The 24,196-nt window shown below is 59.3% G+C and carries 18 protein-coding genes and 6 pseudogenes; 9 read left to right on the top strand and 15 right to left on the bottom strand.

The features are described 5' to 3' along the window. Positions 1–57: 57 nt before the first annotated feature. The gene (locus tag ACFX5Q_RS28580; protein WP_404283306.1) at positions 58–528 is read left to right on the top strand and encodes a thioesterase family protein; all 471 of its coding nucleotides are present in this window, start codon (positions 58–60) and stop codon (positions 526–528) included. A 711-nt stretch (positions 529–1,239) separates the two neighbouring features. Here the strand turns inward: ACFX5Q_RS28580 and ACFX5Q_RS28575 are convergent. The 3 genes and pseudogenes from ACFX5Q_RS28575 to ACFX5Q_RS28565 form a co-directional block, all read right to left on the bottom strand. Continuing rightward, positions 1,240–1,557, bottom strand: a complete 318-nt coding sequence (locus ACFX5Q_RS28575; protein WP_404283305.1) for an ABC transporter permease — start codon at positions 1,555–1,557, stop codon at positions 1,240–1,242. Positions 1,558–1,701: 144 nt separating this feature from the next. Further along, a complete protein-coding gene (locus ACFX5Q_RS28570) occupies positions 1,702–2,775 on the bottom strand; it encodes an ABC transporter substrate-binding protein (RefSeq protein WP_404283303.1) in 1,074 nt (357 codons plus the stop codon). Positions 2,776–2,878: 103 nt separating this feature from the next. Continuing rightward, a pseudogene (locus tag ACFX5Q_RS28565) lies at positions 2,879–4,041 on the bottom strand (M20 aminoacylase family protein). A gap of 85 nt (positions 4,042–4,126) precedes the next feature. Here ACFX5Q_RS28565 and ACFX5Q_RS28560 point away from each other — a divergent pair. Beyond that, positions 4,127–4,609, top strand: coding sequence for a hypothetical protein (locus ACFX5Q_RS28560; protein WP_404283302.1), 483 nt, complete (start codon positions 4,127–4,129; stop codon positions 4,607–4,609). Positions 4,610–5,254: 645 nt separating this feature from the next. On the opposite strand, the gene ACFX5Q_RS28555 is transcribed toward ACFX5Q_RS28560, so the two are convergent. The 8 genes from ACFX5Q_RS28555 to ACFX5Q_RS28520 all read right to left on the bottom strand — a co-directional run bounded on the left by ACFX5Q_RS28555 (position 5,255) and on the right by ACFX5Q_RS28520 (position 13,927). Beyond that, positions 5,255–6,637 (bottom strand): PLP-dependent aminotransferase family protein, encoded by a 1,383-nt coding sequence (locus ACFX5Q_RS28555; protein WP_404283300.1) that lies wholly within the window; start codon positions 6,635–6,637, stop codon positions 5,255–5,257. Between the two features lie 36 nt (positions 6,638–6,673). Further along, positions 6,674–8,107, bottom strand: coding sequence for an NAD-dependent succinate-semialdehyde dehydrogenase (locus ACFX5Q_RS28550; RefSeq protein WP_404283299.1), 1,434 nt, complete (start codon positions 8,105–8,107; stop codon positions 6,674–6,676). 254 nt (positions 8,108–8,361) lie between these two features. Then, complete coding sequence (locus tag ACFX5Q_RS28545; RefSeq protein ID WP_404283297.1) at positions 8,362–9,261, bottom strand: dihydrodipicolinate synthase family protein; 900 nt, start codon at positions 9,259–9,261, stop codon at positions 8,362–8,364. 6 nt (positions 9,262–9,267) lie between these two features. After that, the gene (locus ACFX5Q_RS28540) at positions 9,268–10,113 is read right to left on the bottom strand and encodes an amino acid ABC transporter ATP-binding protein (protein WP_404283296.1); all 846 of its coding nucleotides are present in this window, start codon (positions 10,111–10,113) and stop codon (positions 9,268–9,270) included. Continuing rightward, positions 10,113–10,766 carry an amino acid ABC transporter permease gene (locus ACFX5Q_RS28535; protein WP_404283294.1) on the bottom strand — a complete coding sequence of 218 codons (654 nt, stop codon included), beginning with the start codon at positions 10,764–10,766 and terminating at the stop codon, positions 10,113–10,115. The genes ACFX5Q_RS28540 and ACFX5Q_RS28535 overlap by 1 nt, the downstream gene beginning before the upstream one ends. Before the next feature lie 11 nt (positions 10,767–10,777). Continuing rightward, positions 10,778–11,749, bottom strand: coding sequence for a proline racemase family protein (locus ACFX5Q_RS28530; RefSeq protein WP_404283292.1), 972 nt, complete (start codon positions 11,747–11,749; stop codon positions 10,778–10,780). A gap of 2 nt (positions 11,750–11,751) precedes the next feature. Next, a complete protein-coding gene (locus tag ACFX5Q_RS28525) occupies positions 11,752–12,594 on the bottom strand; it encodes a transporter substrate-binding domain-containing protein (protein ID WP_404283291.1) in 843 nt (280 codons plus the stop codon). Positions 12,595–12,691: 97 nt separating this feature from the next. Then, positions 12,692–13,927 (bottom strand): NAD(P)/FAD-dependent oxidoreductase, encoded by a 1,236-nt coding sequence (locus tag ACFX5Q_RS28520; RefSeq protein ID WP_404283290.1) that lies wholly within the window; start codon positions 13,925–13,927, stop codon positions 12,692–12,694. A gap of 241 nt (positions 13,928–14,168) precedes the next feature. On the opposite strand from ACFX5Q_RS28520, the pseudogene ACFX5Q_RS28515 reads away from it, so the two are divergent. The 7 genes and pseudogenes from ACFX5Q_RS28515 to ACFX5Q_RS28485 form a co-directional block, all read left to right on the top strand. Next, a pseudogene (locus ACFX5Q_RS28515) lies at positions 14,169–14,297 on the top strand (transposase); the annotation flags it as partial. A 516-nt stretch (positions 14,298–14,813) separates the two neighbouring features. Then, a complete protein-coding gene (locus ACFX5Q_RS28510; protein ID WP_404283288.1) occupies positions 14,814–16,469 on the top strand; it encodes an MFS transporter in 1,656 nt (551 codons plus the stop codon). A gap of 148 nt (positions 16,470–16,617) precedes the next feature. Further along, entirely contained in the window at positions 16,618–16,914 is a 297-nt protein-coding gene (locus tag ACFX5Q_RS28505) for a hypothetical protein (protein WP_404283286.1), read from the top strand. Between the two features lie 33 nt (positions 16,915–16,947). Then, positions 16,948–17,738: pseudogene (locus tag ACFX5Q_RS28500) on the top strand (IS110 family transposase); the annotation flags it as partial. A gap of 453 nt (positions 17,739–18,191) precedes the next feature. Further along, positions 18,192–18,363, top strand: a pseudogene (locus tag ACFX5Q_RS28495) (IS30 family transposase); the annotation flags it as partial. A gap of 555 nt (positions 18,364–18,918) precedes the next feature. Beyond that, entirely contained in the window at positions 18,919–19,878 is a 960-nt protein-coding gene (locus ACFX5Q_RS28490) for a hypothetical protein (RefSeq protein WP_404283284.1), read from the top strand. Positions 19,879–20,009: 131 nt separating this feature from the next. Further along, a complete protein-coding gene (locus ACFX5Q_RS28485; RefSeq protein WP_404283282.1) occupies positions 20,010–20,975 on the top strand; it encodes an ornithine cyclodeaminase family protein in 966 nt (321 codons plus the stop codon). A gap of 187 nt (positions 20,976–21,162) precedes the next feature. On the opposite strand, the pseudogene tnpB reads toward ACFX5Q_RS28485, so the two are convergent. The 4 genes and pseudogenes from tnpB to ACFX5Q_RS28465 form a co-directional block, all read right to left on the bottom strand. Next, positions 21,163–21,354: pseudogene (gene tnpB / locus ACFX5Q_RS28480) on the bottom strand (IS66 family insertion sequence element accessory protein TnpB); the annotation flags it as partial. Positions 21,355–21,599: 245 nt separating this feature from the next. Further along, positions 21,600–21,695 carry a transposase gene (locus ACFX5Q_RS28475; RefSeq protein ID WP_404283341.1) on the bottom strand — a complete coding sequence of 32 codons (96 nt, stop codon included), beginning with the start codon at positions 21,693–21,695 and terminating at the stop codon, positions 21,600–21,602. Between the two features lie 340 nt (positions 21,696–22,035). After that, a pseudogene (locus tag ACFX5Q_RS28470) lies at positions 22,036–22,616 on the bottom strand (transposase); the annotation flags it as partial. A 197-nt stretch (positions 22,617–22,813) separates the two neighbouring features. Next, positions 22,814–24,037: an ATP-grasp domain-containing protein gene (locus ACFX5Q_RS28465; RefSeq protein ID WP_404283339.1), complete on the bottom strand. Its 1,224-nt coding sequence runs from the start codon at positions 24,035–24,037 to the stop codon at positions 22,814–22,816. Between the last annotated feature and the right edge of the window lie 159 nt (positions 24,038–24,196).

Genomic DNA, 24,196 nt, shown 5'->3' with positions numbered 1-24,196 from the left:
TCAAGTTATCTTGGCGGCACTGAAATCTCCTAAGATCAGACGAGATTGGGCAAATAAATGGATGCGATCCGAAAATTCGCAACAATGGTGACCGACGATCTTATCGACGGATATGGGCACATGAACATGGTGCACTATCTGGGAGCGTTCAGTAGAGCTGCGGATTTACGACTCGGCCCTGCGATACGTCTGGGCCCGGAGGGCTCTGTGATCTCTGGCCCCGTCACCGCCGAAGCGCGGGTCGCTTACAAGAAAGAAGCGATGCGCGGGGACGATTTGCGCCTCACTACTTGGATAGCCGATCTTGATGAAAAGCGAGTCCATGTCGCGCAAACGATGGTGCGCGGAGACGGAACGTTACTGTCGACAGCTGAACAGCTCTTCCTGAATTTCAACCTGCTATCGCGCCGCGTAGAACCGTTCCTGCCGGATGTGATTGCCGAGCTCGGACGCGCTGTCGAGGCGGACAGTGGTAAATTCGATCCGGACATTGTCAGTCGCCGAATGGGCATACCGAGAATGGTATGAATTACCTGGTCATCGTTAGTCTGTGTCGGAGGCACCTTCATGCGTGTCCGTCGGGCGGCGGGTTCGAGGTGTCCACCGGCTCCGTAGGCAGGCGTGATGATGCGAGTGGCGAGTTCGGATCGTGGCGAAAGCTTTCATACCCACGAGACCGTGAGCGCCCAGGCGATACGCAGTAGCGGCCAATCAGGCTGACTAAATCGTGGGCCGAAGATCGATGCGCCGCCAGCGCACCTGGCCTCCAGCGTTCTGAGACAAGCTGCTCCTTCAGCGCAGTCGACCAACGCCGACGCCGACTCGTTCCACGCACAATGTCCATCCGATGAATCGATGAATGGACACGTGGCTATCCTCGCTGCATGCATCGTAATCATGAAATCAATCATGACAACAGCGCTTCACCTCTTCACCTCCTCACAAGGCGGTGCTCACCGGCCTCACCAGGTGCTTACTCAAGAAGATGAGACTCGGCAGCATGGGTGGAACGCAGATTGGGCGTAGCCCGGAACGGAGTTTCTACCGATGCCGGTGTGCCGATTTTGCGTCTGGTGATCGCGGTCGACCGGTACGTTGGGTTCTTCGAAGAACGGAGAGCCACTTTTGTGAGCACCACTTAGCCGGCAAGTCGCGAGTCCAGGAGCGCGCGCTGACTGCCCGGGCTTGATCGCCACCCCACGACATAGAGGACAATTAGCGAGAGCACGGTCATCAGAATTAGGAGCGACGCCACTGCGGCGATTGTCGGATCGATCTTTGATGCCGAATGTTCTCCGACATTTTCAGCGGCAGGGTGCGGAACGAGAAGCCGCTGACCAGCGAAGTTATGACGGCCTCGTCGAAGGACGCGATAAACGCGAACACGGCGCCGCCGACGATGCCCGGCCGGATCAGCGGCAGCGTGACCCTCCTAAAAGTCTGCAACGGCCCTGCTCGCATGCTGATGGCCGCCTGCTCCAGCCCGCGGTCGAAATTGGCCAGCGTTGCCGAAACCATGACGACCACATAGCCAATGGAGCCGGTGCTGTGCGCCAAAGGTCAGACCCGTCTCCGAGCCTATCAACCCGGAACGGCCGCGCGCCCATGCTGCGTGCCGCCGCCATCATCGACTTATCTATGCCCAGGAATGCCGACCGACTGGGTCATCGCCGCCTTCCCGAAGCCTATGGTTCGACAGTCCTACTGAAGAATCCATTCGCTCCAGCGCTGAATGAGTCGGTCAATATTACTCAGGCCATCCGACCCGACTTCGGTGTACCACCGCCCGTCAATGGGAATGCTGGTCTCCATGTATTCAGGAAAGGTAGGAAGCTTACGGGCTACGCTTTCCGGTATAAGCTTAAAGGCGTTACGGTTAGTTGGACCTTCGGGGAACAGTTGGGTAAAGGCCGCCTGGCGGTCGGCGCGGCTTGTGAATTCCACGAACTTCTGCGCGTTCTGCGCATTGGGACTGCCCTTCGGGATTACCCAGAAGTCCCATGCTAGCTTTGCCTGATTCCGACTGATCTCGAGGGGTAAGCCCTGGTCGATCAACAAAAGAGCTCTCCCATCATATGGTTGATAAAGGTCACCAGCCTTATCGTGCATCAGCTGCTGGATTTCAGACCCGTACGACCACCACTTGCGGACATGCGGTTTAATCTTGTCCAGGCTGTGGAAAATGCGGTCAATGTCCATCGGATAGATTGCGTCCGCAGGCACACCATCAGCCAGCAGAGCTTCCTCCCAAGGACCAGCGCCATCCACGCCAGTGCGCAACAGGCGGACGCCAGAATACTTCTCCACGTCCCAGAAATCAGCCCAAGTGGTAGGTTGCGGTGTCCCGGCCGGGTACTTGTTTGTATTGTCGACCAGATTGTAAGAATAAAAAATTGAAGCAATGCCGAACGGTTGTTTGCAGTAGTCGATTAAGCTATCCAACTCGTTCTTATTGTCGATCGAATAATCGACCTCCTCCACGAGGCCTTTCGAAGCTGCAACAAATGAATTCCCTTGACCCAAAATTGTGACGTCGACGGCAACGTTATTTTGGGTCACCATAAGCTCAAGCTGAGCAAAGCTCACTTCATCGGCAATCGGGGTAACCTTGATACCGGTTTCAGCTTGGAACGGTTTCACATAGGCGTCGATATTGGCCTTGCCCCAATCACCGCCGCCAACCACTACCCTCAACTCGCCTGGTGATTGCGCCGTAGCCCGGCCAGGGACGAAAGACAGTGCGCCCGCTGCAACGGCGGACGAAGTCACCTGCATTAAACGTCTCCGATTTATTGAGCGGCTCATTTTATGTTCTCCCTCTTTGCACCCGCCAGTTGACGGGAATGTTTTGTGTCGCAGTCAGTCGTGCGGCGTAGTCTCAAACAGGCAGCACTGTCTCGACGAGGCTTACCCAATAGCCGATGCCATAAGGCAGGGCTTCGTCGTTGAAGTCATACGCCGGGTTGTGCAATGCGGCGGTCGGGCCATTGCCGAGATTAATGTAAGAGCCAGGTCGCGCCTCAAGCATGTACGCGAAATCCTCCGCGCCCATGCTGGGTCGCTTCCTATCGTTTACGGACTGAGATCCAACGAGACCGCATGCCGCCTTTATCGCCACATGAGTTGCTTCGGTGTGGTTTACCATGGAGGGTTCGAGCCGCCGGTGCTTGAACTCAATTTCCGCGCCGTAGCCTTGCGCGATTCCTTCGGCGCATTTCCTGATCTGTCGTTCAGCATAGTCTCTGAGCTCAGATTTGAGCGACCGTACGGTGCCGGATATCTCCACATATTCTGGAATAATGTTGTACGCCGTACCGGCTTCTAATTTGGTGACGGAAACAACGAGCGACTCGAGCGGGTCCGTGCCACGCGAGATCAAAGTCTGCAGGCCGACGATGATTTGTGCGGCGATAACAACGGGATCGATGGTCAGATGCGGGCTGGCCGCATGCCCCCCCTGCCCTTCACCACAATGTCGAACTCATCAAGAGCGGCAGCGGCAGGACCATCGCAAATCGCGAACTTGCCAACTTCCAGGCCCGGCGCGTTGTGCATGCCAAAAACTTGGCAAATTTCGAACCGGTCCATGATGCCTTCCTGGACCATCCTTTGGCCGCCCAGTCCATCTTCTTCCGCCGGCTGAAAGATTAGAGCAACGGAGCCCTTGAAGTTGCGCGTCATCGCCAAGTATTTCGCCGCCCCCAGCAGCATGGCCGTGTGACCGTCATGGCCGCATGCGTGCATCTTGCCTGGGATTTGCGAAGACCAGGGCTTGTTCGAGGCTTCTCGAATCGGCAGGGCGTCCATGTCGGCCCTCAGCCCGATCGTAGGTCCGTCTCCGCCTTCGCCCTGAATCAGTGCGACAATACCGGTTTCAGCAATCCCCGTTTCGATATGATTGATGCCGAATGAAGCCAGCTTCTCGGCCACGAAACCAGCTGTGTTGTGTACTCCATAGCCGAGCTCGGGATTCTGATGGAGGTAGCGGCGCCACTCGCTTGCCTCATCCTGAAGCTCCCGGAAAGTCTCAACACAGTGCATCTGTTGTTCCCAAATAGAAAGCTCTGAGGCGATCCAGCTGTGGCTGTCCAAAAAGAGGGAGAATCGTCCGCGGAAAACGCGTGCAATGTCGGTGGCGATCTCAGGTGCACTGGCAGCAGCTTATCGAAATGTGTCGTGCCGTCGATACGTGCCGATCGACCAAGAGATGGTCTATGCGACGTGTCGGGAGAATGATTGGCTGCTCCTGGGAGTGAAGGTCAGTCTCAACGAGTATGAACTCGATCTTCTGCGCCAGCGTTCGATGTCGACCCGCTACGAGAAGGCCCGCCGCGGCCATGTGGCCAGTCTGGTGCCAACAAAGCACCGCAGCGCCACGATGCGGGCGTTGAATGTCGTGGGTGTCACCCCGGCATTCGTCATGTGCAGCTATAGGCGCGTAGGTTATCGGGGGTGGCGGTGTCCGGAAATCGCTTTAGAAATTTGGCGAATCCTTGATGGGTCGGATATGAGCCGGCTGGGCTTTGTCGCCCATCCCGCGGATGCGCATGTCGTCGATCAACTTGCGCAGCGGGGGTCCTCTCCTCCGACATGGAATCCTTTTGGCTGATGATTGAGAAGACCCCAATCATCAGCCAGGACGCAAACCCACAAACGCAACGCGTTCAGATCATTGTTGCACCGTCACTACGGGCGCCAGTGCCGCGCGAGCGGCTTCATCCGAGGCGCCAATGCTTCTTTCAACGTTGTCACGTGTGCCTTGTGACAAGGGGCGGACCGTGCCCGTCAAGGACCGTGTCCGGTGGGATGACGTTGTACGCGTCACCAGCGTGGATTGATGTGACCGATAGCACGACCGGGTCAATCGGGTCGAGGCTTCTTGAGACAATCGTCGAAACCTACTGACCCCGCACAGACATGGACGCTCTGCCTATCCTCTAAGGCAAGCGGTTTTCGCCCTGCCGGCGGGGAGAACACCGGCAGGGCGGGCGGCGCAGGGTCCGGTCGCTGCCAGGCGCCCGGACAGCGCCGCCAGCACGGAAGTTGTCGAACAATTTCAATTCGATGACTTCGGAGCCGACCGCATTGCGGCCTGAGCCAAAGGGGCAGAGCCTCTCGGACCGCAGCAGAACGAAATCACCTGGCTTAAGCAAGCCCGACCCTTTTCTCTCAAAAGAAAGGTGTCCATCTTCCCAAAAAATGCTGTGCTTGGCGGCGAACAACGCTGGGCTCACCGAAAGCAGAATGAAGACGGTTATGCGACAGAAGCGACTCTTATTGGGTGGCGTCCCAAGATGTCGCGCAGAATCTGAAGCACGGTGGAGAGTTCTCTAGAATCCTTTGGCGCACCAAGGCAGATGCGGATTCCGCCGGGGTCACCCTCACCCACCGCGGAGGCTATGGGTGGTGTCACCAGTATGCTGCGCGCTCGCGCAGCGGCGGTTAATTGATCGGCCGACCACTCATGCGGCAACGGCAACCAGGCGTAGAAGGCTGGGAACTGCAATTTTGGGGCCTTGGGAAAGATGTCGAGGAACACACCGTAACGATCCAGCGCCTGCTGGCGACGCTCACACACCAGTTCGTCCAGCTTGCCGTTCTCGATCAGCCGCACCAGCACCTCGCTTAGCATGGGAGCCACAAACCAGGCCGAGGCGTGCAGGAGGAGCTCGGCCTGAGCGATGTAGGCCGTCGGGACCGTCAATGTGCCGAGTCGGAAGCCTGGCGCGACGCATTTGGAATAGGACGTGACGAAGAAGGTGCGGTCCGGCGCCAGCGAGGCGATCGGCACGGGACGCTCGGTGAAGAAAAAGCTGTACACGTCATCCTCGATGACGATCAGATCGAATTCCTCGGCCAGTTGAGCGATGCGGCGACGCCGGCCAAGGTTCATGGTGCGGGCCGTCGGGCTCTGCAGCGTTGGCATACAATAGAGCACCCGTGCGCCGGACGTGCGGCAGGCCTGTTTCAGCGCCTCTGGATCCATTCCCTCCTCATCCATCTCCACAGGCACCAAGTTGAAATGGCTGGCTGCAGCGATAGCCTTGAAGCCGGAATAGGTGAAGGCATCGACCAAGATGCTGTCGCCGGGCTTTGCCACCAAGCGCAGGGCGATGTCGATGGCGTGCTGTGCGCCGTTGCACAGGAATAGCCGTGCCGGCTCGACGGTGAAGCTGTTGTCAGACAGCGAGGCGGCGATGATTTCGCGGTGCCAATGGATGCCGCCGTGGGGGTGGTAGCCCAGCAACGGTGCAAGATCACGCTCGCGGACCACCTCGCCAAACAGCGCGGACAGGATCTGCGTTTCGCTCCCCTTGGCGGGCACATTCAGCGCTAAATTGATTTGTTCATGTCTTGCCGCCGTCTCGGCGCGGGCGGCGGAACGGCGACGAACGAAAGTGCCCTGCCCGACATGGCCGCTGACGATGCCGCGCTGTTCGGCCTCCTGATAGGCTTTGCTGACGGTGCCGACGGAAAGACTAAGCTCTCGTGCTAGCTCACGGTGCGGCGGTAGGCGGTCGCCATCGGACAGCCGGCCGTCGGCGATGTCCTGCTCCAGAGCATCGACCAAGGCAAGGTAGCGCGGCCCCTCAGAGGCGAGCTGCCGTGGTCGCCAACCCGACAGTGTCTCATCCATGCTCCGCGCCCCTTTTCCTTTCCGTCTCATCCCCTGCTAGACATGAAGATGGCCGACATACTTTCGTACAGTGTAGGACTCTAGACCCTCGATGCCGCCTTCGCGGCCCCAGCCGCTGTCGCCGATTCCGCCGAAGGGGGTTTCTGGGATCGTCACCACCATCTGGTTAATGCCGATAACGCCCACCTCCAGCTTCTCCGCTATGCGGTTGGCAGTCGCGGCGGAGCGGGTGAAGGCATATCCGGCCAGACCGTAAGGCAATGCATTCGCCCGTACGAGCGCCTGTTGTATGTCATCAACAGGTTGTACCAGCGCAAGCGGGCCAAATGGTTCCTCTGTCATGGCCCTTGCCTGGTCGGGAATGTCCGCCAAGATGGTGGGTCTGTACATCAGTCCCGTCCCCTTCAGTCGTTCACCTCCGGCTATTAGCCGGGCCGAATGGGAGAGGGCGTTGGCGATTAGGTCATCCATGGCAGCGATGCGGCGGGTATTTGCGAGGGGACCCACCGTGGTCCCCGCCCGCAGCCCGTCGCCCACTACCTGCTTCTCCACGAAGGCACGCGCGTGTTCAAGGTACTCTTCGTAGATCGGGCGTTCGACGAAAAAGCGCGTCGGCGAAGTGCAGACCTGGCCAGTATTGCGCAGTTTGATGGCCATAGAGAGCTCCGCCGCGCGCTGAATGTCAGCATCTTTCGCGACAATCACGGGCGCGTGGCCACCCAGCTCCATGGTGGCCACTGTCAGGGTCTCTCCTGCTAGTCGAGCGAGGTGACGTCCCACCGGAGACGATCCGGTAAAGGAGATCTTGCGGATCACCGGTGAACGAATGAGGTACGCGGAGACGTCTGCGGGCACACCGAAGACCACGTTCAGCACGCCTTTGGGCAGCCCTGCATCGGTGAGCGCCCGCGCTATTTCTAGCGTGGTGCCAGGCGTTTCCTCAGCCGGCTTTATGATGCAGGTGCACCCAGCGGCAAGAGCAGGAGCGATCTTGCGCGCGGGCGTCACGGCAGGGAAGTTCCACGGCGTGAAGCAAGCGACGGGGCCAACCGGCTCCTGTGTGACCGTCTGGCGCATATCGGGCAAGCGCGCCGGGATGACGCGGCCGTAGCTGCGCCGCCCCTCTTCTGCGAACCAGTCAAAGAACTCTGCCGCGGAGGTGATCTCACCTTTCGCCTCTGCCAGGGTCTTACCTTCCTCCAACGTTAGCACCGTAGCAATGTGGTCTAAACGCTCGCGCATCAGGTCAGCGGCCCGGCGCAAGATCTGCCCACGCTCGTAAGGCGAGGTGCGCTTCCAGCCCTCAAAGGCCCGGTTTGCCGCCGCGAGTGCGCGGTCAAGCTCTGCCGTTCCGGCGTGCGGCAGCCTGCCGAGGGGCTGTTCTGTGGCAGGATTGAGAACGACTTCGCTCCCAGCATTGGTATCCTCGATCCATTCGCCGTCGATGAACAGTGCCAGTTTCGGATACATACTTTAATTCCTTGGATAGAGTAAGGTGCGCTCAGACGGCAGTAGGCGGAAGTCCGATTGGAACGGATCATTTGAGTCGAAGCAGTTCTGAAGCGAGTCGTTGATGTTGGCGCGGCTGCCAACTGTTCGTGCAATTATTTTCGTTGCAGCCGCTGGTTATCTCTACATCTGACAGCCGATGCCTTTACTGGTGGGCTCCAGCATGAAAGCGTCAATCTCTTGGATGATAGAATTAGAACGCATGTTGGCTGTCCTTAGGCGTTGGCCCAACGGGTTAGGCCGGCGTCGGCGATGATCTTGGCGATGGCCGATTTCTGTTCGTCTGCCAACGGCAGCAGCGGCAGGCGCGGACCACCGGCGTCGCGGCCAAGCTGGCTCATGGTCTCTTTGATGGCCGCGTAATAGGCCCCGGACTGGAAGCAACGGTAGAAGGCGAAGACGTCGCGGCCGAGGTCATCCAACGCCTTATCGCCGGTGAGCGCCTTGTCCCAGTAGTCACGGATCAAGGGCCCGGCGATCTGGTGCGCCATGGCGACGACGCCGTGAGCGCCAACGGCGCGGGCCGGAACGATCATGGTCTCGTAGCCGACGAAGACACGAAGCCTGTCGCCAACGCGCTGCACAAGCTCACTCACCTGAGTAATGACGCCGGAGCTATCCTTGATGGCGACCACGGTTGGCAGGGCGGAGAGTTGCTCCACCAGGGCCGGGGTGATGTCGATGCCCGCGCGGCGAGGGCTGTTGTATAGCATCAGTGGCAGCGACGTGTTGCGGGAGATGTGCTCGAAGAAGGCCACGATCTCACGCGGGCTCGGCATGGCGTAGATGGGTGGCAGGATCATGCCGCCCGCGCAGCCCGCCGCCACGGCCGACTGACACGCTTCCAGTACATCCTCGACACGCAGGTCAGCGACACCTGCCAGGACAGGCACGCGGCCGGCCACATGGTCTACCGTCAATTTGTAGAGGCGCGCGCGCTCGGCCTTGGTGAGAGCATAGAATTCCCCGGTGCTGCCAGCCGCTACGACGCCCCGCGCGCCATTGGCAATGGCGTCGTCGATGAGCGCCTTGTACCGGGTCTCATTGATGGAGCCATCGGCTCCGAAGGGGGTTACGAGAACGGGGAAGATGCCTCCCCAGTTTACACTGGCCATGATTTACTATCCTTGAGTTGGAGATGTGGTTGATGGTGCGTCCGCCGCGGCCGCGAGGGGACCGAGAAGGCGGGCTTGTTCCGTGAAGCGCCCAACGAAAGCCGCGAGCCTAGAGTTGGCACCCGACAGCAGGAGTTCGCGCGGAGCGCCGCTGGCGGCGACCACGCCCTGGTCCATGAAGACCACCCGATCGGCCAATTCATAGGCGAAACCGATCTCGTGGGTGACGATGACCATGGTCATGCCTTCAGCGGCGAGCTGGCGGATGGCGGCGAGCACTTCGCCCACCAGTTCCGGGTCCAGCGCCGATGTCGGCTCGTCGAACAGCATGATTGTGGGCTGCATGGCGAGCGCACGGGCGATGGCGATGCGCTGCTGCTGGCCGCCCGACAATTGTGACGGGTATTTGTGCCCGGCGTCGGGAAGGCCCATGCGGGTGAGAAGCTCGCGAGCCCCTGCCTCGGCCTCGGCGCGGGGCGCCCTCTTCACCACCAGCGGGGCTTCGATGATGTTCTCCAGCGCGGTGCGGTGGGGGAATAGGTTGAAATTTTGGAATACCATGCCGGTCTTGATGCGCACCGCGCTGACCTGCGCGCTGGACAGCTTCAGCCGTCCGGTCCTGGTGCGGCGGAAAAGAGGCGCGTCCTCGATGAAGATCTCGCCCTGGTCGGGCTCCATCAACAGGTTCATGCAACGCAGCAGCGAGGTCTTGCCCGAGCCGCTGGCGCCGATCAGGCAGACCACCTCCCCGCGATGGACGTCAAGATCGACGCCGCGTAGTACATGCTGCTTCCCGAAAGACTTCTCGATGCCGCGGACGCTCAGTACTACTTCGGTGGATGTTCCGGTCATCACGCGGCCTCCTTGCGCTCGAACCGGCGCGAAAGAGCGCTGAGGGGGAAAAGGATGAGGATGAAGATGGCGCCGATGACGGTGTAGACCTCCATTGGCCGGTACGTGAAGCTGGCTATGTAGCCCGCCTGATAAAGCAGATCGGGGATGGTCAGCACCGAGAGGAGCGTTGTGTTCTTGAGCTGCATAATAGTCTGGCCCACCAGCGGTGGAACCATGCGGCGCAGTGCCTGCGGCAGGATGATCCGCTTCATGCGCTGAATGTACCCCATGCCCAGCGCAACGGCGGCGTCAGTCTGGCCACGGTCGATAGACTGGATACCGGCGCGCAGGATCTCGGCATAGAAGCCGCTGGCATAAAACCCGAGACCGAGGATACCCGCCGTTTCCTTGCCAATCTGGATCTGCAGAAAGATTGGCAGGGCATAATAGATCCACATGAGCAACACCAGCAGCGGGATGTTGCGGAAGAACTCTACCCAGATTCGGCCGGTCCAGCGCGATAGTCGCCAGGGAGTGAGCTGAAGCAGGGCTACGAATAAACCGATAGTGAGGCCGATGGCGCAGGTATAAAACGTGTATTTCAAAGTGATGAGCAGGCCGTAGGCGAGAATGTCCCAATTGGCGAGGACGATAGACGGGTCGAATTTCATAGCGCTCTCCGTCAGTTGGGAAGGAAACCAGCTGATAGCGGATCGTCTACTTCCAGCACGAGGGTGGAAAATGCGCTGATATGAGCCATGCCCCGCACCTCGGGGATCACGGCGGGCTGGCCATCCTTGCCCTGAGCCACCTCCACGACCTTGGCCGTGAAGGGCACCCCGAGAATGTTTTCGGCGCGGTAAGGCGCGCCGGTAGTCAACTTTCCACGCGCGTGGAGCTGCGCCAGGCGCGCTGAAGTACCAGTACCGCAGGGTGAGCGATCGAACTTATTGCTTGCCAAGATTACCAGATGTCGGGCGCCGCCCTCGATCGCGTTATGGAACAGCACACTGTCAACTTGAGGGTGGCTGCTGGCGGCGTTGAGCGCCTGCTTGATGGCTATGCCCGCGCGGCACCAGCGGCTGGCGTGATTGATGTCGAAGGGGAGATCCACTTGGCTCGCGTCAACTAAGGCGTATGTGATGCCACCATAGGCGATGTCGCAGGTCACTGTGCCGAGATCCTCGGCTTCAACGGTCACGTCCGCGGAGGCGAGATAGGAGGGCACGTTGCGCAGCACCACTGAGGTCAACTGACCTGCCTCGAACGTGCCGGTCACATGAATGATGCCTGCCGGGGTCTCGATGGACATGCCGGTTAGTTCAAAGCCTGCAGGGAGCGCACCCGTAGCGGCCAGGCTGGCGATGTAGCCAATCGTGGCATGACCGCACATGTCGGCGTACATATACGAGAAGATGAAAAACAGCCCCTGATCTGCCTCGCGGGACAGCACGGGTACCGCCGCCGCCATGGCAGCATGCCCGCGCGGTTCGTGAAGCAGCAGCCCCCTCAACCCATCATGGACGGCACGGAAATCGTCCCGCTGTTCGCGCACACTGTGGCCGCGTAACGGAGGGATGCCTGCGGTAACCGTTCGGGTGGGGTGCCCTGCGGTATGACTGTCGATTACGGTGAAGAGACGACTGGTGCGCATGGTCAGCAGTACTTTCCAGACTGAGGAACCACCTTCATGTCAATGCCGCGCTCGAGCATGTAGCGGGTGATGCGCGAGCATGCGAGACCTAGAGAGTTCTGCTGGGACATCCAGTTCGCCAGAAAGTTGGCAAACCCAGCATTGCCTGGCTCACGACGGATGCCGATGGTGGAGGGGTTGCGCAGCACCGGCATGGGTACCACGGCCTTGCCGATGCCCTTGGCGTCGAGGAAGGCGGCGTCCTGGTCGGCGACTATCATGGCGTCGACCTTGCCCGACTGAAGCTCCAGGATGCCTTGGTCGCGCGACGGGACGACAACCATGGTGGCATTCGGGATGACCGACTCGGCGATCACTTGCATGGTACCCCCCTTCTGCACGGCGATGCGAGCTTCCTTTGTGTCCATCTCGCGCCAAGTCTTCGGCTCGAAGCCCGGACGGGCAACGAGCGCCCAAATGCCCTCGACGATGGCGCCTGGCACATAATCGACGACGAGGCCGCGGCGGGGGTTGGGGTTCAGCGCCACCGCGAGGTCAATCTTTCCGGCCTGGAAGTCCGCGGCGAGGTTGCCCCAGGTGGTCTCATAATACTCGATCTGAACGCCCAGCAGACCGGCGATATCCTTGCCCCAGTCCACGAAGAAGCCGCTCCATTCGCCGGTGCGCGGGTCCTTGATGTAGCCCGGCTCCTCCGCGACCATAACTGGAAAATGCAACTTGCCACTGGCTTTGATGCGGTCGAGCACCAGGGAGGGGTCTTCGGCTCGAGCCGGCATGGAGGCCGGTCCGAGTAGGGTGGCCACACTCAGGGCGGCCGCGACAATTCCTCTTATCCAGCGTTTCAATGAAGTCTCCTCCGTTTTATTGGATTATGTCAATTTGTGAATGCACTATATCATTTCTAAGAGGCGGCGCAAGATTAAACCTGGTGCTCGGCTCACGTCACCGCACACGATAAGGAGCACAAGAGAGGCTGGGGGCGTGTCCAGCGACGAGGTCGCAGACAATGGCCGCCGTCATGGGGGCGCCGCTGATGCCCATGTGGCCATGGCCAGTGGCGAACAGGATGGCTGCATGCTTAGGATGGGGACCGATGATCGGCAGGCTATCAGGCGTCGATGGTCTTACGCCCATCCAGTCGGTCACATGGCTGATGGGTATGTCTGGAAGCATCGCGCGCGCGCACGCCTGCAGCTTGTTGCTCTGCTTCGGATTGCGTGGCGCATCGGGTGCATCGAACTCCGCGATACCCACGATGCGCAGCCCTTCCTCCAGAGGCGTGGCGACAAAGGCCGAAGCGGCGTCGGTCACGGGGCGGCTGATGACTCTGGAAATGCCGGGCATAGTGACGTGATAGCCACGCTCGCTGGCCAGCGAAAGAGAAATTCCCAGGGAGCGCGCGAGGTCGCGACTGGCGATACCGGCTGCAATGACCACGATGTCGCAGCGGTGGCGTCCCGTGTTTGTCTGGAGCGTCACCCCGTCGAGGCCGGGCTCGATGGCCAAAACCCGAGCCGTGCGAATAGCAACGCCCAATGCGGCGGCCCGCCCCATCAGGCTCTCCACTAAAGCTAGCGGTGAGGTCACGTGACCGCCGCCAGGAAAGAAAATCCCGCGCTGGTAGTCGCGGGCTAAGCCGGGCTCCAACCCGCGCAACTCCTCGGCATTGAGCCTCTCGAAGGCCACGCCATGCGCGGCCCGCAACCCGTCCACAACCCCGTCGAGTGCGCCGGGTGATACGCCGCGCCAGACGTGCAGGGCACCGTTCGGCCGGAACACCCGTTTCCACTCGATGTCGCCGAGCATATCGCGATAAAGCTCCGCACAGGGGGCGTGGAGTGCGTGCAACGCCGCATAGGCTGACTCCCAGGCATCCCGGCGGCCGGTTCGCAGGAAGCGCACGAGCCATGGGAATGTGCGCGGTAGCTCACGCGGTGCGAGGCGCACCGGGCCTTCGGTGTCGGCGAGCCAGCGCAGCGCACGCCACAGCACACCGGGATGAGCCATTGGGAAAGACGATCCCGCAGTGTATTGGGCGCCATTGCCCCAAGAGCAGCCATGGCCGATGCGACCCTCCTCAATCACAGTGACGAGGTGCCCTTCCCGCGCCAGCATGAGAGCGCAGCTCACGCCAATTACGCCCCCTCCAATGACGGCTACGGTACGTTGTTCAGCCATGGTATCACCTCTTTGTAGCTGCCCTTAAGTTCAGCATCATTGCGAATACACGGGGTGCAGGCGATCTTCCCGTCCCGTCCTTCCCCCCCAAAGATTGCTATAGGTCAATGCTAGGCACATATCACGTATTGACCTATTACAGACATAAGTTCTTGCAGGGTTCAACGGTATTTTCGTTGTTTCCAGAATCCCCGATGACACGGCACTGTCGGTACCGGATTTATCCCGCAAGTAGGGAATCATCAGCGACGTGACCTTCTACGCCTGGCGCAAGAAGGACGGCGAAATGGAGGTGCCGGAAACCAAGCGGCTGAAGGCACTGGGGGATGAGAACGCTCGTTTGAAGAAGCTTCTGGCGGGGTCGATGATGACGTGTCGACGCTGCGCTTGGCTTCCGCCCCTGAGCCAGACATCTCGGGAGTTCCGGCCCAGAGCAATCCAAAGACCGGGCGCACTTACGTTGAGCGCGCAGCGTTGCGATCGGTGAGCATTTTCCGGACGCCAGAAGCGTGTCACCCCAACGCCAGATCGGGCCGCGTAAGCCTGGACGAACCCCGTTCCGCTCAAGGTGAAGCTCGAAGCCGATCGACAGCGCATCAAGCGATCAATCCGGCAGGACGTGGACGCCGCATGGGTCGGGTGCGTGGCCGCCTTACGGCAGGAAGCTTGCAGTCATCTCGGTGCTAGATGACGACAATATGAAAACTGCATTTGACGCAAGCTGCTACACAATTGATCCTTGATTGAATGAAGTTGCCAACCTGCAGCAAGCTGCGTACCTGCGGCGTTTCGAACTCTGGTCCGGCAATCAGCGCGAGGATGCATGCTTCGACCTCCGCGCAAGCGAGCCTGTGCGAACCATTAGACGGAGGCGAACGCTGCGAGAATGAACGGGGCGAAGAGCGCAGACGAGGATACAGGTTCGCCAGCGACATTTGCGCCGCTCAGGAAACCCACCTTTCGTTCGATCTGGCTCGCCACGCAGGTTTCCAGCCTGGGCTGGTTGATGCAGACCGTTGCCATCAGCTGGCTGATGGCGACGATCTCGACTTCCGATCTTATGGTCGCGCTGGTACCGGCGTCTTCGACGCTGCCCGCCTTCATTCTATCTGTCTTCGTAGGGGCCATCGCCGACAATTTCAACCGCCGCAAGGTCATGTTCGCCGGCCGGTGCATTATGGTCATAGCATCTGCGATGCTGACCGCGTCTGTGGCGCTGGGCTTTGTCGACCCTTGGATGATCCTCGGCTTCAGCTTCTTGATCGCATGCGGCGGTGCTCTCAACGATCCCGCCTGGCAAGCTTCGGTTGGCGATATCGTGGACCGACGCGATGTTCCCGCTGCCGTCACCCTCCTCTCCGTCGGCTTCAACACTGTGCGGACAGTCGGCCCGGCGCTCGGCGGCATCCTGGTTGCCTCGTTCGGGCTTGTGACGGCTCTCGCCGTGACCACACTCACATACCTGGTACCTCTGGGGACCATATGGCGCTGCAAATGGAAGGTTCGCTCTTCGCCGCTGCCGCGCGAGCCGATGAGCACAGCGATCTATGACGGGCTGCGCTTCACGGCGATGTCTTCGGAAATCAAAACGGCGATCGCTCGCGGAACTCTCTTTGGCTTGGCGGGCATCGCCATACTAGCGCTGCTGCCCCTGGTCGTCCGGGATCAGCTGGGAGGAGGACCGCTCGCCTATGGCGCCCTCACGGCCGGCTTTGGGACAGGCGCTGTCTTCGCAGGCGTCTCCAATGGCGTGTTCAGAAGGCGTTTGTCTCAAGAACGGCTGATGACGCTCGCCTGCATCGCCTGCGCGGCGTGCTCCCTCTCCCTTGCACTGACCTCTTCAATTGCGGTGGCGGCAATTGCGCTCGCCTTGGGCGGCGCGGGGTGGGTCACCGCCTGGTCCGGGGTTGGCGTTAGCGTGCAGTTGGCAAGCCCGCGCTGGGTCGTGGGGCGCACCATCTCGATCTATTATGCATTGATAGATGGCGGCATCGCGGCCGGCAGTTGGGTGTGGGGCATGGTGGCCCAGAACCATTCCCTGGCCTGGGCGCTGGCGGGTTCTGCTGGTGCTCTGTTGCTCGTCGCTGCGGCCGGCGTCCTGTTTCCTCTTCGAGAGCGCCACGAATCCGAGCCCGATCCTTTGGAGCAATTCAACGCCCCAGCAGTCGCCCTCAATCTCAAGCCAAGAAGCGGTCCCATCGTTGTCAAAGTCGAATATCTGGTACTCGCGGAAAACGTCGATGCTTTCTTGGACCTCATGCGCGAGCGGCGGCATGTACACAGCCGCGTCGGTGCTCGACACTGGACTCTCCAGCGCAACCTTCAGAAGCCTGTGCAGTGGACAGAGACATTCCGCACGCCGACCTGGACCGACTACCTTCGCCTCAACCATCGCCTCACGACTGAGGATAGGCAACTGGACGAAAGGGTCCTCCTCCTGCACGAGGGAAAGCTTCCACCTCAAGTGACGCTTTTGATCGAGCGAACGACAGGCCAAGTCCGCAAGCCCGTGCCATCAACGCCCTTTTTTCCTCATCGTTGACCTCTTTACAAACAGTGAGGGGCCCGCAACCCCTCGCCGTGTCAGCGCGGGCAGGAGGAGCATAACTGACCACGCTGGCCCACAGCCACGACTTCATCGCTCACCAGCCCAGTGGCAACGCGCCAAGAGTTTTCGAGGATGGAGAAGGATGAACGGCGAAACGCACCTGAACGCGACTGTGGGGTCGTTCAACGGGGCGTCCCCAATGGAGCCGAGAAGCAGCGATCCGCTTCAAAGCACGGGGCGAATACATCCGCGCTCAGCACGAAGGCAATATCGTGCCTATCAAGAAGGGCCTCAAGTCGTCACCATTGCCCATGCGCTACGCCGAGATTGCACAGAATCGCAATCCAAGCCGCTGAGCAGGGATGTCGACGTGGACGTGTATGTCTACGACGCCGCACTTGCCGCGTATAAGGGCCATATGCGCCTCGTCGACCCGTAATGCGCCGAACGACCTACAGGGGTCACCGTCAGGATTGAGACGCGTTACGTCAAAGCGTTCCTGAAGGCGCAGCCGAACAAGACCGATCACAAGGATGCCCGCGGCATCGTGCAGATCATGCGGATTAACCGGCACCGGCCCGTCGATGTCAAAACCCTGACGAGCCAGAAACGACGGGCGCTTCTGACGGCGCGCAAGCTGCTGCAGGGAAAGGCTATTGCCATTGAAAAACGAAAATTCGCGGACTTTTGCGCAATTGAGTTGAAGGTCGATAAGGTTGGAGCGGTCAAATTCGAGGAGCGGATTCGCGAGCTGGTGGATGGCATGGCTGATCTTCAGGAGTTCATGGAGCCGGTGCTGCCGGCGAGGCACAAACTGCGTGAGGATTTCTCCCGGTTGCACGAGAAGGTTCTGGACATCTCGCGCAACGATGAGATGTGCCGGCTGTTGATGATCCCCGGTGTCGGTCCCGTCGTCTCGCTGTCGTTCCGCAGCGGTTCAAGAACTCGAAGGCTGTCGGACCACCAATACTGGGGCTGACGCCGAAGCTCAAACAGTCGGGCGAAAGCAAGCGCGTTGAATGCATATCGCTAGTGCGGTGGCGATGATGCGAACGCTGCTTTTACGAAGCAGCCCAGATCCTACTGACCAATGTGGGAAAATGGTCATGGCTGAAGGCCTGGGCGATGAACATCGCCAAACGGCGCGGCATGCGAAAGGCCATTGTCGCGCTCGCCCGCAGGCTGGCGGTCATCATGCATCGCATGATGACTGACGGTACCGAATTCTATCGGAGGAAGGACGATTGGCCAGCCGCCATCTGATCTCAATCGGATAACGGCGCGGCCCAAAAGGAGATGACGGAATCCGCAATCCCCGGAGGAGCAGGTGTCCTTCGCGGGTAGAGTAAGTTCGTAAGTGGCTAGTTCGGTCGTCGAATGACGATCAGGAGTTCTGCTTCATCATTCTGACCCCATGGTGGGAGGCCCAAAGGGCCGATCCCGGAGAGAAGCAAGACCCTGCGAAAGACATCAAAAGCCAGGAGACGCGGAAAGCTCGAAAGCTTGACCTTGACCAGCCGAATAGAGAAGCCACTTCGCCCTTGCTCATTTCGATGATGGCGACGATCGTGTTATCCTGTTCGAGAGCGGTCAGGGACCGGCTTGCGTCAAAGACTGCGACATGGGGCGCCTCCTTCTAAAGAGTTGGTTCGAACAGCGCCGAAAGATGCCACCCTCGCCGCTCGCCCCATAGCACCTCCTCAGCGGGGCACGATCGTCAGTTACGAAACGATCTATAAATTCGCCTATTCCGCAGACGGCCAAACCATCAAACTGTGGTGGCACCTGCCGGAGCGTCGTACGAGACGGAGACGGCGGCATGTACGACGGCGTTTCGGTCGGTGCTTCAGCCCCGAACTCAACATTCTTCACCGTCCGGACTCCGCATTGGAGTGCGACCGGCGCGGTCGGATGGCGCGCGAGTTTCGCTTTCCCGCTGAGGATCCGGTCCGCCATTCCTGGGAAAAAAGGCGAGAAACCGACAAAACTGTCTGGTTTGTTGAGTCCACGACGCGGTGGTGTTCGGCCCGGCGTCCTGCCACGAGCTCATCTAAACCGTTGAGTGACAAGTTATTTCTGAGCTCTTCTGCGCAGTTGGCACGGTTTTTGCCATTCCCTCGTTGCAGGGTGCAGGAACTGCCGCCGATATGGCATCGCTCCAGAGAAGAAAGGAAATGAACATGCCAGGTCGGCGTCAGGTCGCATTCTATGGGAGCTATCGGCAAATCCACCACCTCCCAAAAAACGCTCGCCGCCCTGTCGATCTCGGGCAGATCCTCATCGTCCCGGTGACCCAATGCCGACTGCACCCGCCTGATCCTGAACTCGAAAGCACAGGAGAGAATCTGCATCTCGGGCAAAGCAAGGTTCGGTGCAAGCCCTCGAACTCGAGTGCGTTCCGCGTCAACTGCCGCTTGAGCTCAATCAACTTGAGGAAGGAACGATGAGCAAGCTTCTTGGCCTTTATAGTGATCACCAGATGACCTCGCCTCTCGCAGTGGCGCAGCATTCGGCGCAGATTAAACCACTTGCGACCGACCTTGCGAGAAGTGGAGTTCTACTCGTCACAACCTGCGCACGAGTCGAGGTCTATGGTGAAGAAACCGTACTCAGAAATGTCGATAGCACGATATTTTCTGGTTTTTCATATGTACGCATTGAAGGTGCGGCCGCAATTGCTCAACGTCTCGCCGAGATTGCATCCAGCGCTCATTCCCAGATCCTCGGTGAGAGTTACATCAGCGATCAGCTCGCAAAGGCTATCGAATTTCTTAGTCCCAACCTCCCGATTTTCCAGATCGCACGGTTGGCAATAGAAACGGGTCGTGCCGCGCGCGAGCGACAGCGTTTCATCGCATCGTTCAACTACGATCAGATCGTCCGAGACATCATAGCTGATCGATTTCCGTCTGGAGAGGTACCCGACCGCCTTTACATCATCGGGGCGGGTATGCTGGGTCGCGGGCTAATCAGGAGTGGTGTCGGAGAGCGATTCCGTTCCACGGTAGTTGTAACGCGGAATCCTAAGAACCTTCGCAAACGTCTCCGCCCTTCGAATGACATTCGAGTCGCGTTCAAGCGCCCGGCAGAGATCGGGTATCCACACGAACCGCGCTCCATCGTTGTTATCGCAACCGCGGATGTCAATGATGAATACGAAGCCACTCTGCAGGACACCCTTCTGCGGTTGGAGCCGCGCACCATAGTGGATCTGTCATCAATTCCAGTACTTTCGGGAGAAGCAGTCAGAAATCTCAATTATGTTAGCATGTATAACGAAGAATTTCTTCGATTCATCGAACAAAATAATAAGCGCTTGGCTCCGAAACTGCCGCTCTTGTTTTCCGACATAGAGGAAACACTCCGAACGGCGCAGATCTCCTTTCCCGCGAGGGCAACCTAGCCTTACAGCAGTACACACCAGTTCGCGAGAGACCATTTGAAAGCGCGTAGCCTCGTTCGGGGCTACCGACATTCCAAACCGAAGGGCCGGACTGTTGCAGCGCCGGTCTCAGCACCAGGAGACGAGGTAATATGACAACCCCTATTGTCAGATGGCTAAGTCGAAACGACGTTACTCAGACGAAGTTGCCATTCGCCTCAGCATTAGATGTTATCGAAGCGACGCTTCGTGACCACGGCAATGGTGCATTCGAGAACCCGCCCAAGATCGGGGTCCACCCGAGGCACAACGCATTCATTCACGCAATGGCTGGCTGGCTTCCCAAGCAACGCCGAGTCGGTCTTAAGTGGGTTGCCGGTTACTCCAGCAATCACAAAGTTGGCTTGCCAAACATCACAGGGCTTTTGGTGTTAAACGATCCGGACACGGGTCTACCAGTCTGCGTGATGGATGCTACTTACCTGACCGCAGTTCGCGCGGCGGCAGTGTCGGCTGTTACCAGCAAGTATTTGTCGCCGCCACGCGTGGACAGGATTGCGGTAATCGGTGCTGGTCTTCAGGGCCTCTACCATGTAAAAATGTTGTCGTTGATTCACCCCGCTGCCGAATTCCAAATCGTGGATATCAATGAGAATGCCGTTAGCCGGTTGGTTGAACAGACGTGTTCCAAAGCAACAGTCGTTCATGTGAAAGAGGCTGAGACCGCGATCCGCACCGCTGACCTCGTAGTAACCGCAACAAGCCGATTGGAAGACGTTGCATTCCGGTTCGGATGGGTCAAGGAGGGCAGCTTGGTTCTGCCCGTCCATGTCCGAGGATGGTCAGAGGATATAACGACGGCTTCGGATGTATTGTTGACTGACGACGTTGAACAATTCAAGAACTACATCATGGCTACAGGCTCTCCTTATCGGGATATTTCCCGAGTTCTTGGATCTGTCAGCGATGTCATCGCAGGACGGGTCGCCGGCAGAGTTCGCAACGCTGATCGCATTGCAGTTTTCAATGTCGGCCTCGCAATCTATGATGTCGCTATAGGTTCTGCTATACTAGACATCGCAGAGCAGCACGGCTTAGGAGCGATCGTATCCTACTAACTTGTGACCGTGGTCAAATCGATGCACTATCCGACCCATGCCCTGCAAAAATTCCCCACGTTGATGGACAGCACGGGTGTCAAATGGTATTCGAAACTGACCCTCGATTGGAGTGCGCCCCTTGGGGTGGACAGTTGGGCATGAAGGATTACCAGCCTATACTAGTCGGGTTTTCGAAAAGAGAACCAACGCCGGTGCCATCCCAGAAGATTAGCTTGATCCGGTCTGTCCGCTTCGCCCGGAAGACGTAGACGACCCCGCTGAACGGATCGGCCCCCATCGTCTCGCGCACCAGCGCAGCCAGCCCCTCCGCACCTTTGCGGAAGTCCACCGGCTTCGTCGCCACCATGACCTTGACCGCGTCCGTCGGCCCGATCATGACGTCGCCTTCAGCGCGCGGATCACTGCGGTCACGGTCTTCGCATCCGCACCCCGACCGACCCGCATGGTGATGCCGTGTATCTCCAGCTCGATCACACCGGCGTCTCGAGCGACTTTCTGCTTCCGCCGCCGCCTTGCCGCCGGTTCAGGCCTCGGCGCTGCAATCACCGCCGGAACAAACAACGATCCCGGTGCCGGCGCTTCCGCCAACGGCTCACGAACGGCCCGACGCCAGGCGAACAGCTACTGCGAGGATAAAGCGTATCGCCGCGCCACCGCGCTCACGGTCGCGCCGGCTTCGTAACTTTCCGCCACGATCCGCGCCTTCTCCTCCGGCAGCTATTCGCGCCGCCGACCGGAGCCCGTGAACACCTCGAACCGGCGCGCGGACTCGCGGACTCGTGATCGCTGGATTTAAGCGTAAGCTCTGAAATCGTCACGTGTCGAAGCCCGCAAAGGCTCCCATGGCGGGGTCCAGTGGCGCCGTCGAAGATTTCGATGTTGATCATTTGCCCTTGACGACAGGCGGGGCATTGCCTGAGCGAATGACCGGTGAGGTCCTCGTAGCGGTCGCGGCAATCCTTTGCGGGTCGGTTGTCCGATGGCTCGGGAACCGGCAGGTCGCGGCAGTGAGCAAGTTTTTGCGCGCGGTAGCGATTGCCGCGGAAGCCCTAGTCTAGTAGCGAATGCGGTGGAAGCCCTCGGGCAGGACGTGCAACAAGAAGCGGCGAATGAACTCGTCGGACGCAACGGTCATGACCTTCTGCCGGATTGTCGTGCCGATAGTCCTTCCAGTGGAAGGCGACTTTGCCGTCCTGGATGGCGACCAGGCGATTGTTGGAGATGGCGACGCGGTGGGTGTAGCGGCCGACGTAATCGAGGACCTGTTCGGGTCCGGCGAAGGGCGGCTTGGCATAGACGACCCACTCGGCCTTTCGTAGCGGCGTCAAATAACGCCGGAAGGCGCTCGCTCAGGTCCTGCAAGCCAGAGAAGAACTTTAACTGGCCTGCGGCGAAGGCTTTCTCAAGATGCTCCAGGAACAATCGTCGGAACAGGCGCGAGAGAACCCGGACGGGCAAGAAGAAGCCGGGCCTGCAGGCGATCCACCGATGGCCGTCGCGAGAGAGGCATCCGCCGGTGACGATGCAATGCAGATGCGGATGATGAAGCAGGTTCTGGCCGGCGAAGAAGCCGATCTCGGCTCCCAGGTGCTTGGGATCGGCCGAGATGGTGCGCAGGGTCTCGGCGATGGCGCGGAAGAATCGGCTGGCCAGGCCCGATCACGCCAACGATTACGGACGAGTTTGCGACACGCAGTTCGTAGAACTTCCTCCGTACGTGGCTCCAACATCCCGCCAGCGTCATGCCGTCGCCTCGCAGACGGTGGCGCAGATCACCCCTTACTTGGGGGGCAGATTGCGCTGGTGCGGAGAGGTGAGGGGTTTGCTGATTTTTCCTATTCGGTCGGAAATGGTGTAATCGACCAACTGATTAAGTCTACCGCACGCTGAAGTATCGCCTGGGTCTGAGCAAGGCTGGGTGAAGCGGCGATGACATATCCCATTGAGTCTCGGTAATCGCCTTTCCTGACGATCGGTGTCTTGGGTTTAACATAAATTTTGACCTCGGCGACACCTGATACGGCAGTCGCCCGACTGTCACCATCAATCCAATCAAGGATGCCGTCGCGATCAGGAAGTAGGCACCGCCAGGCCGAAATGTGCGAGTGCCTTCCGCGCAAATCCCATTCCTCGCCCATGACAAGCTTGATGTGCTCGGCGATGAGGTCCACACCGTAAGCCAGCTGAACCGGTTGAGGACCGCCACTAATGCGCGGATTGACTTCAATCACCACTGGTCCACGCTTCGTCCACCGGAACTCAATGCAGGTTGGCCCCCAACCAAGCCCGACAGCTCGCAAGCAGCTCAGCGAAACATCGACGATGCGCTTATACTCGTCATCAGTTAGGGGGGCCGGGAAGGTGCCCTCACGGAAGACGAAATGCGGTGGAGGGTCGAAGGCACCCGCCTCAATTCCAATGACCTCATATCCCATTATATGAACGATATAAAAAGGACCCTGTGCGAATTCTTCGACCAGTATCCTCGGCGAAGACACCCATGTGTGCTTCCCGCCGAACAGATAGGCCGTATGTTCGGCTACCTCGTCGACGTCACGGCACAATCGGACACCGCTGCTGCCGCTGCCTGCGGCTGGCTTAACAATGACCGGCAGGCCGATCTCCGCGGCAGAGCTTTCCACCTCCGTTGCATTCGCTGCCAAGCGATAAGCAGGTACTGGAACGCCCGCTTTCGCGAGGAGTTGACGTTGAGCAAATTTATCGCAGCATCGTTCAACCGATGCGGGGTTCGGTCCCGGTAAATCGAAATGCCGGCAGAGCTTGCCAACTGTCGCATAGAGCGACTCGTCGAGGTCCGTGAAACCAGTAATCCCAGCAATGTTATACGTCGCACGTAGCCGAGAACATTCGCGAATCAGCGCATCGAGATTGTCTGTATCGACATGGATTGCCTCAATGTCTTCCGCCGCAAGATAGTCGTACTGAGTTGGATCAGCCGACAGGGTAATTGGATAAAGGCCAAGACGCTGGGCCGCTTGGACGTATCGCAGACCAATACTCCTATGGCCTTCAACCAGGATGAGCGCTCTTCTTGCCATCGGCTGTTGACCCTCCGTTGCATGCTGTGTGGCGGTCTGAGCGTGATCCAGCATCAGCCTTTTCAGCCGTGCCTGACCTCAGACCGTGCGGTAAAGGTACCACTGTCGGCGATTTGCGCTCGCAAAGGTTCTGTAAATTTGTTTGAAGGATCTGTTGCA

Origin of the sequence: Mesorhizobium sp. IMUNJ 23033 (assembly GCF_044778005.1) — a bacterium.
GTDB lineage: Bacteria > Pseudomonadota > Alphaproteobacteria > Rhizobiales > Rhizobiaceae > Mesorhizobium > Mesorhizobium amorphae_A.
The sequence above is the reverse complement of the archived record's forward strand: the minus strand, read 5'-3'. Positions and strand labels throughout refer to the sequence as shown.